Genomic DNA, 13,125 nt, shown 5'->3' on the forward strand with positions numbered 1-13,125 from the left:
CGATGACCGGATCGACCGCTCCCAGGGCACCGCGCGCCGGCAAGGCGAAGACGGAGAAGGAAGTCCTCTTCGATCGCGAACTGGAGGATCTGCCGCCGGACCTGCGCTGGCGGGAATGGATGCTGCGCATCGAGGCCGTCATCTTCGCTTCGGCCGAACCGGTAACCCGTGAGACCCTGGCCCGCATCGTTGGTAAGGATTGCAGCATCGATCTTCTGATCGACGACCTCAAGGAAGATTTGCACGGGCGGCCCTACGAGATCGTCGCCGTTGCCGGCGGCTGGCAGCACCGGACCCGCCTGCGCTATACCAATGCGATCCGTGCATCCTCCACACCCACGCGCGGGGGCGGATCATTGCTGTCAGAATTCGAGGCGATGGTGCTGATGGCCGTGGGATACTTCCAGCCGGTCACACGAGGCGAGCTGTCGAAGATCTTCGGCAAGGAGGTCAGCCGCGACACGATCGGCGCCCTGCGCAACATAGGTTTCATCGGTTCCGGCCCGCGCAGCCCGACGCCGGGCGCCCCCTACACCTATGTGACGACCAAACAATTCCTCTCGGCTTTCGGCATGGAAACGCTGCGCGACTTGCCGGATATCGAGGCCCTCGAAGACGCCGGATTGCTCAGCCGCAAGGAAATGCTGGACGAAACTCTTCCCGCCCCGGCGGACGACGGGGAGGGGTGATCAGGCCGGAAGGGCGAGGCACCGGTGGCGGCGCGGCGGGGTTTACCGCGTCCCGCCTGCATGCGCGGGGCGCAGCCGAAGGCTCGCTTGGCGTGGATGAACGAGGGGCGAAGTTCATCGACTGCATGGCATGGGCGGAAGATGCTGCCGGCGACGACGCCTATGCGCGCGCGTCCGCCATGCTCGATGGTGCCGATGTCTGGGGCGCTCTCGGCGACTTCTTCGGCAATGCCCCGCCTCCAGCCCCGTGATCCTCAGGCCCCATCGAGCTGCCGCTTCTCCTTGGCATAGCGCACCAGCGCCAAGAACCGGTAGATGCCGTGCACGAACTTGCCATAGGGCATGGTGACGAACAGGCTGAAGACGACGCCGAGATGCAGGGCGAGCAGCAGGCCCATGGCCGGGGTGGCGCGCAGGACAAGCAACAGAAGACCGGTCAGGCTCGTCAGGAACAGCATGACGAGGAAGGCGACGTCCATGCCCGTGCGCGAACCGTCCTTGAGGACGGGATCGCGCCGCCATTTTGCATGGAGCAGGCCAACCGGCCCGACGAGCAACCCGATACCGCCGAGTGTGCCGAGCACGACGGGGAGATCATACACCGGGTAGGGGGCTTCGAGACCGAGAAGGTAGTGGTAGAGCGTCGCCGTCGAGGTTGCGGCAAAACACAGAAGAAAGCCGTAGAACGTCATGTGGTGATAGAGGCGCCGCCGATCGGTCGGCCTGTCGTCCTCGTTCATGCAGCCGACCCCGGCACCGTCGAGGTAGCGCAAGCTTCCGGCATCGCGGACCGCCTGCCAGATCGAGGCGGACTCCCCGAGCGTGCCGGCGGGCTCGCCGATATCCTTCCAGAAATTGCGGATGCCCATTGCCATCGCCACCATGGCATAGGCGAAGGCAGCGCCGAAAAGCAGCGCCATCGCATTGTGCGGCATCAGCTTGTAGAAGGCACCGGGGCCGGTATGCACGCCGAAGAGCACGGCAGGATCGTGCCAGGCGGCAAAGCCGGCAATGAAGAGCGCCACGCTCAGCGCCGCAATCAGGCTGATCGCCAGCCCGTTGCGATGAAAAAGGCCGGAAAGGGCCCGCGGCCAGGCATAGGCCCGGTAGGAATCGTTGCGCACGATCGCCAGCGTCTTCGGTACATTCACATCGAATTCGTGCGGCGGCGAGAACTGGCAATCGTGGAAGCAGGCGCCGCAGCTGTGACAGAGATTGGCAAGATAGTTGAGATCGCCGTCCGAAAAGGCACGCCGCATCTCCATGGCCGGGAAAACGGCGCAAAGCCCCTCGCAGTACCGGCAGGAATTGCAAACCGTCATCAGACGGTCCGCCTCGGCAAGGCTGGCCGTCGCATGGGTCGGCTTGAGCTGGGTATGGATGTTCATGCGGCCTCCGGGGACTGGCTGGCGGACGAAACGAGACGGGCAGCCTCCCGGCCGGCAATACGGCCGAAAACGCTGCCGATCGTCATGCCGATGCCGGCGGCATAACCCTGGCCAAGCACGTTGCCGGCCATGATCTCTCCGGCGGCGAACATGTTGGCGGCAGGTTGCCCATCCCTCATCGCCATGCGCGCCGCCCGGTCAACCTTGACGCCGAGATAGGTGAAGGTGATACCCGGCCGGACCGGATAGGCATAGAAAGGCGCCGTCTCGATGCGCCGTGCCCAGTGGGTCTTGGCCGGCTCGATGCCCTCGGTCCGACAGTTGTCGAGGGTCGTGTGATCGAAAGTACCCGGCCGGACGGCGGCATTGAAACCGGCAACCGTGCGCTCCAGCGCCTCCGGCTCCAGACCCAGCCTCTCCGCAAGCTCGCCGATCGTATCAGCCTTTACCGGCGGAAAGAGCGACGGCATGAAGAGTTCGAGCGAGGGCGCGTCGAAGACGATGTAGGCGATCTGGTCCGGCTGGGCGGCAACGAGCCGCCCCCATATGGCATAGCGTTTCGGCCAGACGTCCTCGCCTTCATCGTAGAAGCGTTCGGCATGCCTGTTGACGACAATGCCGAAGACGACGCAGTCGAGGCGCGTGATGATACCACCGTCGAATTTCGGGGCGCGCGCATCGATCGCGACGGCATGGCACTGGGTGGGGTCGCCGATTTGCATCACGCCCCTGTCGATGAGCATCCGCAGCACGGTGCCGCGATTGTAGGGCGTACCCCGGATCAGGAAGTTTTCGGCTATCTCGCCCCAACCTTCCTTCAGCCAGTCGATATTCGCCTCGAACCCCCCGCTGGCCGCGATGAAGGTTTTCGCGCGGAGGACGACGTCCTTGCCTGCATGTCGCACGGTGGCGGAACGAAAGTGCATGCCTTCGATCGAAAGGTCCACGACCTCAGCGTCATAGACGACCTCGACACCGAGGCCTTCGGCCGTGCGGTAAAGCGCATTGAGCATCGCCCGTCCACCACCGAGGAAGAAGGAATTGGTACGCCCGAGGCTGAGCGTGCCGCCAAGGGAAGGCTGGAAACGCACGCCCTGCTCGACGATCCAGGTCAGCATCTCCTTGGATTCGGCGATCATCATGCGCGCCAGGACCTCGTCCGTCCGTCCGCCGGTCACCCGCAGAAGATCCTCGAAGAATTCCTCCTCGGTATAGGGGCCGGAGAGTGTTTCGGTCGCCGCATCGTGCGCGCAGCGCATGTTGCGTGTGTGGCGCGTATTGCCGCCCCTGTAGAAATGCGGCGCGCCTTCGACGACGAGCACGCGCGCGCCGTCACGCCGGGCGCTGATCGCCGCACAGAGAGCGGCATTGCCGCCACCGGCGATGAGCACGTCATAGTCTGTCGAGCCGTCAAGCATGCTGGAGCCGTTCCGCTTTTGCTGCACTTGCACCGTTCATACTGCACACATTTGTATACAGTCAAGCATGTGCCGGAAGGGCGCAACGTTCGCGCTGCATCGAACGGTAAATCGGAAATGAAAACAGGGCCTCGCAATTGGAGAAGCCCCCATTCGCCGAAGGGCAGTATGCAAATGGATACATCGATGTAGCGGAGGAATAGGAAATTATCTATAAGGCGCTTATCACGCCAGCGGTCGGCGTGAATTTGATGATCAGCGCCGAACGCGGGAGTGATTTCCGGGTACGGACAGCGGAAATGGCCGCACCCGCATCCCGAAGGGCTTTTTGCGCGCGGGCGTTCGTACGTCAGTTTCTGGCGACCAGACGGAACGGGGTATAACGTGTCCAGATCCCTAGACAGTTTCCAATGTCGTACGACCTTGACGGTGAACGGCATCGACTATGTGTATTACAGCCTGCCGAAGGCCGAGGCGAACGGGCTTTCCGGGGTTTCGAGGCTGCCCTATTCGATGAAGGTTCTGCTTGAGAACCTCCTGCGCTTCGAGGACGGCCGTTCGGTCACCAAGGAGCACATCCTGTCGGTCGCCGCATGGCTGAGCAACAAGGGCACGGTGGAGAACGAGATCGCCTATCGCCCGGCGCGCGTGCTGATGCAGGATTTTACCGGCGTTCCCGCGGTCGTCGACCTTGCGGCGATGCGCGATGCGATGGTCTCGCTCGGGGGCGACCCGGAGAAGATCAACCCGCTCGTTCCCGTCGATCTTGTCATCGACCATTCGGTCATCGTCGACGAGTTCGGCACGCCGACCGCCTTTGCCCGCAATGTGGAGCTCGAATACGAACGCAACGGCGAGCGCTACCGCTTCCTGAAATGGGGCCAGCAGGCCTTCAAGAACTTTCGCGTGGTGCCGCCGGGCACGGGTATCTGTCATCAGGTCAATCTGGAATATCTGGGCCAGACGGTCTGGACCAAAGAGGAAGACGGCGAGACCATCGCCTATCCGGATACCTGTGTGGGCACGGACAGCCACACGACGATGATCAACGGGCTTGGCGTTCTCGGCTGGGGCGTCGGCGGCATCGAGGCGGAGGCGGCCATGCTCGGCCAGCCGGTCTCCATGCTGCTGCCCGAGGTCATCGGCTTCAAGCTGACGGGCAAGCTGAAGGAAGGCGTGACGGCGACCGACCTGGTGCTGATGGTCGTGCAGATGCTGCGCAAGAAGGGCGTGGTGTCGAAGTTCGTCGAGTTCTTCGGCCCCGGCCTTGACAACATGACGCTGGCCGACCGCGCGACGATCGGCAATATGGGTCCGGAATACGGCGCGACCTGCGGCTTCTTCCCGGTCGATGCCGAGACGGTCAACTATCTCACCATGTCCGGCCGCGACGAGCAGCGCATCGCGCTGGTCGAGGCCTATTCGAAGGCTCAAGGCATGTGGCGTGACGGCGACGGTTCCGACCTCGTCTTCACCGACACGCTGGAGCTCGACCTTGGCGCCGTGGTTCCGGCGATGGCCGGCCCGAAGCGCCCGGAGGGCCGCGTCCCGCTGGAAAGCATCGCCGCGGGCTTTGCGAGCGCCATGGACAACGACTACAAGAAGCCGGGCCAGCTTGAGAACCGCTACCCGGTCGAGGGCACGGATTACGACCTCGGCCATGGCGACGTGGCGATCGCCGCCATCACCTCCTGCACCAACACGTCGAACCCGTCGGTGCTGATCGCCGCCGGGCTGCTCGCCCGCAACGCGGTCGCCAGGGGCCTGAAGACCAAGCCGTGGGTGAAGACGTCGCTGGCGCCGGGATCGCAGGTCGTCGGCGAATACCTTGCCAGGTCCGGCCTGCAGGCCGATCTCGACGCGCTCGGCTTCAACCTCGTCGGCTTCGGCTGTACGACCTGCATCGGCAATTCCGGCCCGCTGCCGGCGCCGATCTCCAGGACGATCAACGACAAGGGGCTGATCGCCGCGGGCGTCCTGTCGGGCAACCGCAACTTCGAGGGCCGCATCTCGCCGGATGTCCAGGCGAACTACCTCGCCTCCCCGCCGCTCGTCGTCGCCTATGCGCTGGCCGGTTCCGTGCAGAAGGACCTGACGAGCGAACCGCTCGGCGAGGACAGGGACGGCAAGCCGGTCTATCTCAAGGACATCTGGCCCTCCTCGCAGGAGATCCAGGCCTTCATCCTGAAATACGTCACCCGCGCGCTCTACGCCGCCAAATATGCCGACGTCTTCAAGGGCGATGCCAACTGGCAGGCCGTGCAGGTGCCGGCGGGCCAGACCTATGCCTGGGACGACCAGTCGACCTATGTGCAGAACCCGCCCTACTTCGTCGGCATGGGCAAGACCGGCTCGGGCCTGTCCGACATCAAGGGCGCGCGCGTGCTCGGCCTCTTCGGCGACAAGATCACCACCGACCACATCTCGCCGGCCGGTTCGATCAAGGCGGCCTCGCCCGCCGGCAGCTACCTGATCGGCCATGGCGTCGGCGTTGCCGACTTCAACCAGTACGGCACGCGGCGCGGCAATCACGAGGTGATGATGCGCGGCACCTTCGCCAATATCCGCATCCGCAACCACATGCTCGGCCCGAACGGCAAGGAGGGTGGCTACACGATCCACTATCCCTCCAAGGAAGAGATGTCGATCTACGACGCGGCGATGAAATACAAGCAGGAGGGCGTTCCGCTCGTCATCTTCGCGGGCGTGGAATACGGCAACGGTTCCTCGCGCGACTGGGCGGCCAAGGGCACCAACCTTCTCGGCGTCAAGGCCGTGATCGCCCAGTCCTTCGAGCGCATCCACCGCTCCAACCTCGTCGGCATGGGCATCGTGCCCTTCGTCTTCGAGGACGGCACGACCTGGGCCTCCCTCGACCTCAAAGGCGACGAGACCGTCACCATCGAGGGCCTGGAAGGCGACATCAAGCCGCGCGAGAAGAAGATCGCAACCATCACCTATGCCGACGGCACCGTGAAAAACGTCCCCCTCCTCTGCCGCATCGATACCCTCGACGAGGTCACATACATGAACAACGGAGGTATCCTGCAAACCGTCCTAAGAGACCTCGCAGCTTGACGACATAAAGGGCACCGGGTCGTGATCGATCCGGTGCCCAACCCTGAAAGGCGGCGCCGCCGCTGCCGAACGATGCCGCGCCGGCCGTTCGCCCGGACAATTCCGAGCTCTCCATGACCGTTGTACTCTTCGCCGGCATGACCGTCACGGTGTTCCTGACATCGCTGTTGTCAGGCATTTTCGGCATGGCCGGCGGGATGATCCTGCTCTGGGTCCTCCTGTTCCTTGTGCCTGTCGCCACCGCCATCGCCGTGCACGGCCTGGTACAGATGGTATCGAACGGGTCACGGGCCTGGTTTTCCCGCGACTACCTCGACTACCGCATCCTCGCCGTCCTCACCGCCGGCCTGTTCAGCGCCGCGATCCTGCTCCTGCTCGTCGCCTACCGTCCGAGCCTCATCGTCGTCTCGATCGTCGTCGGCCTGCTACCGATCCTCGTCTGGCTGCCGCTCGGCAAGCTGGAACTCGACGCGTCGAAACCGCTGCACGCCTTTGTCTGCGGTTTCGTGTCCGGCGGGCTGGCGATTGGCGTCGGCGTTTCCGGGCCGAGCATCGACGTCTTCTTCATCCGTACCAACATGGACCGCCGCACGGTCATCGCCACCAAATCCGCCATCCAGTTCTTCACCCATGCGACCAAGGTGATCTTCTACTGGGATGCAGCCATGACGCTTTCATCGGAGGGCTGGCTGGCGGTCGCCGCGGCCGTGCCCATCGCCGTGCTGGGCACACGCTCGGGCAACATCATCCTGCACCGCATGACGGATGCCAATTTCCGCGCCTGGACGCGCTGGATCGTGACCGGGATCGGCGCTGTCTATTTCGTTTCGGGGATCATGCAGCTCGCCTGAGGCAAGGTCCGAGCAGGAAGGAGGGACGATGACACAGACGTTCATACCGGCCGTCTTCTATCGCGGCGGCAGCAGCAAGGGCCTCTTCTTCCATGCCCGGCACTGTCCGCCGGATCATGCAGTGCTCGAACGGATGCTGCTCTCAGCTCTCGGCAGCCCCGATCCCTACGGCCGCCAGCTCGACGGCATGGGCGGCGGTACCTCGTCGCTGTCGAAGGCCGTCATCATCGGCCCGCCGACGCATCCGGATGCCGATGTCGACTATACGTTCGCGCAGGTCGCCGTCGACCGCCCGGTCGTCGACTGGGGCGCCAATTGCGGCAACCTCTCCTCAGCCGTCGGCCCCTTCGCGGTGGACGAAGGGCTGGTGTGCGCGGCGGACGGCGAGGCGCTGGTGCGCATCCATCAGGTCAACACGAAGAAGATCATCCATGCCCGCTTTCCGGTTCGCAACGGCAAGGCCGTAACGACGGGCAATGCCACCGTGGACGGCGTTGCGGGAACAGGAGCGCCCATCGCCCTCGACTTCCTCGATCCCGGCGGCACGGTGACATCCGGCCTCCTGCCGACGGGGCAGGTTATCGAGACGATCGAGATCGATGGCCGCGCCTTCGACATGTCGCTGGTCGATGCCAGCAACCCCGTCGCCTTCGTTGCGGCGAACGATGTCGGCCTTGCCGGATCGGAGCATCCCGACACCATCGAGGCGGACCGCGCCGTCATGGCACTGCTCGACCGGCTACGCCGCGCCGCCGCTGTGCGGATGGGGCTTGGGCAGACACCCGACAGTGTTGGCCTGGCCAATCCCAAGATCGCCGTCATCTCGGCGTCTGCCACCTTCGTAACGCTCGACGGCCGGACCGTCGAGGGCGCGGCACAGGACATCGCGATCCGCATGCTCTCCATGGAACGCGCGCACCGGGCGGTGACGCTGACCGGCGCCATGTGCCTTGCCGTCGCCTGCCGGATCGAGGGCTCGCTGCCGCATCGGCTATGCTCCGGACACGCGGACATGCAAGCCATCCGGGTTGCCCATCCCTCCGGCATCGTCGAGGCCGGTGCGACCGTGTTTCAACGTGGCAACGGCTGGCATGTCGAGAGCGGCCGGGTCTACCGCACGGCACGGCGCCTGATGCAGGGCGAGGTGGCCATCGCCCCGTTTGAAGGGGAGGGGGACCGATGAGCCTCGGCGCCGCGGAAAGGCCGCTTCAGGACCTCCTCAAGGCTGCCAGGTGGGACGACGCGCCCCTCGAGCGCCTCACTATCGAGGAGCGGCCCAAGGCGCTCGCCACGTCCTGGCCCATCGCGCCGCTTGCCACCGCGGTGCTCGGCGCGGTGGGGCTGGCGGCGTCGCGCATCCGCGAACTGAAAACCGGCAAGTGCCCACACGTTTCGCTGGACACGCGAGAGGCGGAGCTTGCCATGGCAAGTTCCAGCTACCTGCTGGTCGACGCAAAGCCCGCCAAATTCCGCGATCCGTTCACTGGCTTCTATGCAGCGGCGGAAGGGGAATGGGTCTATCTGCACGGCAATTTTCCCCATCTGCGGGACGGCCTGCTCGCTCTCCTGGGCGTTGCCAACGATGGCGCTGCGGTGCGGGCGGCGGTGGCCAAGCGCCGGGCAGAAGACATCGAGACGGAGGCAATCCGGCGCGGCCTATGCGCCGCCCGGGTGCGGGGGCGGGTCGACTGGCTGCGCGAACCGCAGGCCGCAGCCATCGCGGCGCAGCCTCTCGTGTGTCTCGAACAAGGCGGGGCCACGGCCATACCGCTGCCGCCGGGCGGCAAACGGCCGCTTTCCGGCCTGCGCATGCTGGATCTCTCCCGCGTCATCGCCGGCCCCATGGCCGGCCGCACGATGGCCGAGCACGGCGCGACGGTCATGCGCGTCTCCAGCCCCCGCCTTCCGTCGATCCCCTCCCTGGTGATCGATACCGGCTTCGGGAAACACGCGGCCTTCTGCGAATTGGATACCGCGGAGGGGATCGCGTCCTTGCGGGCGCTCGCCGCCGATGCCGATATCGTTCTCGACGCCTACCGGCCATCATCGCTCCGCGAACGCGGCTTCGGGCGCGAAGATTTCTACCGTCTCAATCCCCATCTCGTCCATCTCTCGCTGTCCGCCTTCTCGCTGCAAGGTCCCTGGCAGGGGCGCAGGGGCTATGACAGCCTCGTGCAGGCAACGACCGGCATGGCGATGGAGGGACGCGAGGGCAGGGGACCAGCGCTGCTGCCGTGCCAGCCGCTCGACTATCTCACCGGTTATCTCGCCGCCTTCGCCGCCATGCTCGCCCTCATCCGGCGCCATGAAAAGGGTGGGCGCTGGCAGGCGACGCTGTCACTTGCCGCGACGGCGCATTGGATGTGGCGCATGCGCGACACGCTGGGTGAGGATGCCGCGCACCCGTCCGCCAACCCGGACTTTGCCGCCGTGGCCGATCTGCTGGAGACACATGACACCGCCTTCGGCCGCGTCACCGCCCTGCGGCCGGCGCTTCGTTTCGATGGTGTGCGCGCCGTCTGGAGCCGCATGCCCGTGCCGCTCGGCAGCAATCCCGCCTGTTGGCCACAGCCATGACGGCGGCGCAGGCGACAAGGCACAGGAATGCTTCAGCTCTCGGTCCTGGTGATGACGAGACGAACCTCGAGCGCCGCCTTGATATGGCCGACCGCCGCCTTTTCCGCCCCCTCCGAGTCGCGCCGACGGATAGCCTCGATGATTGCGACATGCTCGTCGGTCGCCGTCGTCGTGCGGCCCGGCTGGATGAAGGTCGTGTCAGGCAAAAGCGCGATCGTCTCCTGCAGGTCCTCCACCGCCTGGCGAAGGTAGCGGTTGCGGGCGGCATCGTAGAGGCGCGCATGGAACTGCCGGTTCCACTGGGCGGCAACCTTCGGATCCTCAGAGGCGGCAAAACGGGCATTGAGCCGCTCCAGATTGGCGATCTCGGCCTCGGTCGCATGGCGGGCGGCAAAGCGGGCGACGACACCCTCCAGCTCCTCGCGCATGGCATAGAGTTCAAAAATCTGCTGCATGGAGAGGATCGAAACGGCGACCCCGCGGCCAGGGGCCGCCTCGAGAAGGCCCTTCTCCTGCAAGCGACCCAGTGCCTCGCGCACCGGCGTGCGGCTGACCCCGAGGCGGGTCGCCACCTCCTCCTCGCGCAACGGATCGCCCGGCCGATAGATGCCGTCGCGGATGGCCGTCAGAATGGCCTGATAGGTGCTCTGGCCGCGCGTCTTGGAAAGCAGGTCCTTGGATGCGGTCATGGCTGGCTCTCCCGTCCGTGTGGACTTTCCGGCTACAGAAGGAAAAAGGCGTTGTCCACGGGCTTGTTTAATTGCATGCCATTGGATGCAAAGCAAAAGCGAAATGGTACGACCTTTGTCGAAGCATGAGACCCCACCCCTGAAGGCGGCCGGGCACGGCAAGACCGTTCCGTTGCATCAGACCCTCCGCACACTGGCCATCGGTACGGTCGGCGGCTGGTGCGGCTACATGCTCGACCTGCCGCTCGGCTGGCTGCTGGGTGCGATGGTGTTGACCATGGCGCTGGCGATTGCCGGTATACGCGTGAGCGCCTCGCCGAAGCCGCGTGCGGCGATGATCGCGGTTGTGGGACTGATGGTCGGCAGCGCCTTCAAGCCTGAAGTGCTGCGCCAGGCGGCCGAATGGCCGGTGAGCCTTGCCGCCGTCGCCGTTTACACCGTCATCGTCGCAGCGTTCGGCATCGTCGTATGCCGCCGGCTCGGCCGGCTCGATCCGGCAACGGCCGCCTTGAGCGGCATGCCCGGCGGCCTCAGCGAACTGATCTCCATGGCGCCCGCCTTCAAGGCGGATGTACGCAGTGTCAGCATGGTGCATGCGACGCGCCTCGTTCTCCTGATCACGATCGTGCCGCTGTCGCTCACCCTTTCCGGCGCGCTTGCCGCGCTCACCGGGCGCACGGTCGACAGGACGATGCACTGGGCGCTGACGATCTCGCCGCTGGATGCGGCCATTCTAGCCGGATGCGCCGCGCTCGGCATCATCCTCGGTCGCCGCCTCCGCCTGCCGGCGGCGAACCTGACCGGTCCGCTGGCGCTGAGCGCCGGTGCCCATATGACAGGCCTGACGGATGCGGCGGTACCCGATCTCGTCATCGCCGTCGCTCAGGTGGTGATCGGTGCGACGATCGGCCAGCACTTTGCCGGCGTTGCACGGCGCACGATGCTGACCGGCGTGGTGCTCGGCCTCGTTCTCACCTGCTTCAGCCTCACCCTGGCCGCACTCTTCGCGATCGCCTTCGACCGCTATCTCGATATTCCCTTCGCGCTCGGCCTGCTCGCCCTGGTTCCGGGCGGCTTGCCGGAGATGAGCCTGATCGCCATCTCGCTCGATGCCGATCCAGCCTTCGTGAGTCTGCATCACCTGTGTCGCGTGATCATCGTCGTTCTGGCCGCGCCGTCGATCCTGCCGCTCTGGTTGCGGTTGTCGGGCGGGGAGGGTAAGGGCTGAAGGCAGGAGACAGGTGTTGCCGAGGCGCGATGCCCTCCTCGCCAACCGTCGCTACCCGCCAGCAACAGGAACCGATAGGCCATGGATATCGAGCAACCCCCAATCGGTGGAACGTGCCATGATCCTGATCATCCTTTCCAACCTCGCCTCCGCCATCGAACGCTATCTCGCCTTCGTCCGACGCTGCGGGGATTACTCGCTGCACCGTTTCGACGCGAGCCTCGTGGCGCGGGTGCGGCGCGACTTCGGCCTTGCCGATCCATCCCTGCCGCCGACAGCAACGGAGGCGCAGCATGCAGCCCTTCGACCCGGTAACGGCACGCCTCGTCGTCGCGGTCTCCCGGTACGGGTCCATCGGGCGGGCGGCGGAGCATGAGAACATTGCGCCGTCCGCCGTCAGCCGGCGCATCAGCGAGCTGGAGGCGAGACTTGGCGTTGCGCTGTTCGACCGCTCCCTGCAGGGCGCACGCCTGACGCCGGCGGGTGAGGTCTATGTCTCCGGCTGCCGGGAAATTCTGCGGCAGGTCGCCGACCTCAACACGCAGATGGTCGATTTCTCGACGGGCACGCGCGGTTCGTTGCGGCTTGCCTGCACCAGCTCCTCCCTGTCGGGCCGGCTGCCGGAGCTTCTGGCAATCTATGCACAGAGCCATCCCGGCATCAGCCTCGACATACAAGAGATGTCGGCGGCCCTTGCGCTTGCCGCGATGGACGATGGGCAGGCGGACATCGCGTTTGTCGCAGACAACAATGATGTCGCACGCTTCGAAACGGAGATCTTCGAGGATGACAACGTGCTCGTCCTGTGTTCGCCGGATCATCCGCTGGCGGCATGCCTGCAATCGGGAAAACCGGTCAGCTTCGACACGGTGGCCGAATACGAAATGGTGGGCATCCACCAGAGCGGGGCGCTCGACCGGCTGCTGAATGAGGCTGCCGCGCGCAGCGGCCGGGCGCTCGGCGAGCGGGTGCGCGTCGAAACCTTCCCGTCGCTGGTGCGCATGGTCGAGGCAGGTTTCGGCATCGGCTTCCTTCGCTCGACAAGCCTGCATCTGCTTGCGGGAACGGATGTCATCAGCGTGCGCCTGTCGGACGAATGGGCCAGCCGAAAGCTGCTTTCCGTGCGGCGCGGATCGAGCCCGCTCTCCCGACCGATCCGGGAGTTCCTGGCATTGGCCCGCACACGCTAGAGTCAAGATCGAGGGCG

At 65.3% G+C, this 13,125-nt stretch carries 12 protein-coding genes; 9 read left to right on the top strand and 3 right to left on the bottom strand.

From position 1 onward, the window contains the following. The first annotated feature begins 2 nt into the window (after positions 1 to 2). Positions 3 to 689 (top strand): SMC-Scp complex subunit ScpB, encoded by a 687-nt coding sequence (gene scpB, locus K0P03_RS24460; protein ID WP_272790832.1) that lies wholly within the window; start codon positions 3 to 5, stop codon positions 687 to 689. Further along, on the top strand, positions 686 to 940 hold the full coding sequence (locus K0P03_RS24465) for a hypothetical protein (protein WP_272790833.1): 255 nt from the start codon (positions 686 to 688) through the stop codon (positions 938 to 940). The genes scpB and K0P03_RS24465 overlap by 4 nt, the downstream gene beginning before the upstream one ends. Before the next feature lie 3 nt (positions 941 to 943). Here the strand turns inward: K0P03_RS24465 and tcuB are convergent, their stop codons facing one another. Next, entirely contained in the window at positions 944 to 2,077 is a 1,134-nt protein-coding gene (gene tcuB / locus K0P03_RS24470; protein WP_272816003.1) for a tricarballylate utilization 4Fe-4S protein TcuB, read from the bottom strand. Beyond that, positions 2,074 to 3,495: an FAD-dependent tricarballylate dehydrogenase TcuA gene (tcuA, locus tag K0P03_RS24475; protein ID WP_272790835.1), complete on the bottom strand. Its 1,422-nt coding sequence runs from the start codon at positions 3,493 to 3,495 to the stop codon at positions 2,074 to 2,076. Before tcuA ends, tcuB begins: the two co-directional genes overlap by 4 nt. Positions 3,496 to 3,879: 384 nt before the next feature. Here tcuA and acnA point away from each other — a divergent pair, with 384 nt between their 5' ends. The 4 genes from acnA (at position 3,880) to K0P03_RS24495 (ending at position 10,001) form a co-directional block, all read left to right on the top strand. Further along, positions 3,880 to 6,573, top strand: a complete 2,694-nt coding sequence (gene acnA, locus K0P03_RS24480) for an aconitate hydratase AcnA (RefSeq protein WP_272790836.1) — start codon at positions 3,880 to 3,882, stop codon at positions 6,571 to 6,573. Between the two features lie 113 nt (positions 6,574 to 6,686). Then, on the top strand, positions 6,687 to 7,424 hold the full coding sequence (locus K0P03_RS24485; protein WP_023515505.1) for a sulfite exporter TauE/SafE family protein: 738 nt from the start codon (positions 6,687 to 6,689) through the stop codon (positions 7,422 to 7,424). A 28-nt stretch (positions 7,425 to 7,452) separates the two neighbouring features. Then, entirely contained in the window at positions 7,453 to 8,607 is a 1,155-nt protein-coding gene (locus K0P03_RS24490; RefSeq protein WP_272790837.1) for a 2-methylaconitate cis-trans isomerase PrpF family protein, read from the top strand. Next, entirely contained in the window at positions 8,604 to 10,001 is a 1,398-nt protein-coding gene (locus K0P03_RS24495) for a CoA transferase (RefSeq protein ID WP_272790838.1), read from the top strand. The genes K0P03_RS24490 and K0P03_RS24495 overlap by 4 nt, the downstream gene beginning before the upstream one ends. Positions 10,002 to 10,033: 32 nt before the next feature. Here the strand turns inward: K0P03_RS24495 and K0P03_RS24500 are convergent, their stop codons facing one another. Further along, on the bottom strand, positions 10,034 to 10,690 hold the full coding sequence (locus tag K0P03_RS24500) for a GntR family transcriptional regulator (protein WP_272790839.1): 657 nt from the start codon (positions 10,688 to 10,690) through the stop codon (positions 10,034 to 10,036). A 172-nt stretch (positions 10,691 to 10,862) separates the two neighbouring features. On the opposite strand from K0P03_RS24500, the gene K0P03_RS24505 reads away from it, so the two are divergent. The 3 genes from K0P03_RS24505 (at position 10,863) to K0P03_RS24515 (ending at position 13,108) form a co-directional block, all read left to right on the top strand. Next, positions 10,863 to 11,918, top strand: coding sequence for an AbrB family transcriptional regulator (locus K0P03_RS24505; RefSeq protein ID WP_272790841.1), 1,056 nt, complete (start codon positions 10,863 to 10,865; stop codon positions 11,916 to 11,918). Between the two features lie 118 nt (positions 11,919 to 12,036). Further along, complete coding sequence (locus K0P03_RS24510; protein WP_197032866.1) at positions 12,037 to 12,294, top strand: hypothetical protein; 258 nt, start codon at positions 12,037 to 12,039, stop codon at positions 12,292 to 12,294. Beyond that, positions 12,212 to 13,108 (top strand): LysR family transcriptional regulator, encoded by an 897-nt coding sequence (locus K0P03_RS24515; RefSeq protein ID WP_272790842.1) that lies wholly within the window; start codon positions 12,212 to 12,214, stop codon positions 13,106 to 13,108. Before K0P03_RS24510 ends, K0P03_RS24515 begins: the two co-directional genes overlap by 83 nt. The last annotated feature ends 17 nt before the right edge of the window (positions 13,109 to 13,125 follow it).

The sequence above is a fragment of the Shinella sp. HY16 genome (assembly GCF_028534175.1).
Lineage (GTDB): Bacteria > Pseudomonadota > Alphaproteobacteria > Rhizobiales > Rhizobiaceae > Shinella.

Bases quoted from the DNA above. Each gene is read 5' to 3' on its own strand.
- scpB (WP_272790832.1), top strand. From the start codon at position 3: ATGACCGGATCGACCGCTCCCAGGGCACCGCGCGCCGGCAAGGCGAAG.
- tcuB (WP_272816003.1), bottom strand. From the start codon at position 2,077: ATGAACATCCATACCCAGCTCAAGCCGACCCATGCGACGGCCAGCCTT.
- tcuA (WP_272790835.1), bottom strand. From the start codon at position 3,495: ATGCTTGACGGCTCGACAGACTATGACGTGCTCATCGCCGGTGGCGGC.
- K0P03_RS24485 (WP_023515505.1), top strand. From the start codon at position 6,687: ATGACCGTTGTACTCTTCGCCGGCATGACCGTCACGGTGTTCCTGACA.
- K0P03_RS24490 (WP_272790837.1), top strand. From the start codon at position 7,453: ATGACACAGACGTTCATACCGGCCGTCTTCTATCGCGGCGGCAGCAGC.
- K0P03_RS24495 (WP_272790838.1), top strand. From the start codon at position 8,604: ATGAGCCTCGGCGCCGCGGAAAGGCCGCTTCAGGACCTCCTCAAGGCT.
- K0P03_RS24500 (WP_272790839.1), bottom strand. From the start codon at position 10,690: ATGACCGCATCCAAGGACCTGCTTTCCAAGACGCGCGGCCAGAGCACC.
- K0P03_RS24510 (WP_197032866.1), top strand. From the start codon at position 12,037: ATGATCCTGATCATCCTTTCCAACCTCGCCTCCGCCATCGAACGCTAT.
- K0P03_RS24515 (WP_272790842.1), top strand. From the start codon at position 12,212: ATGCAGCCCTTCGACCCGGTAACGGCACGCCTCGTCGTCGCGGTCTCC.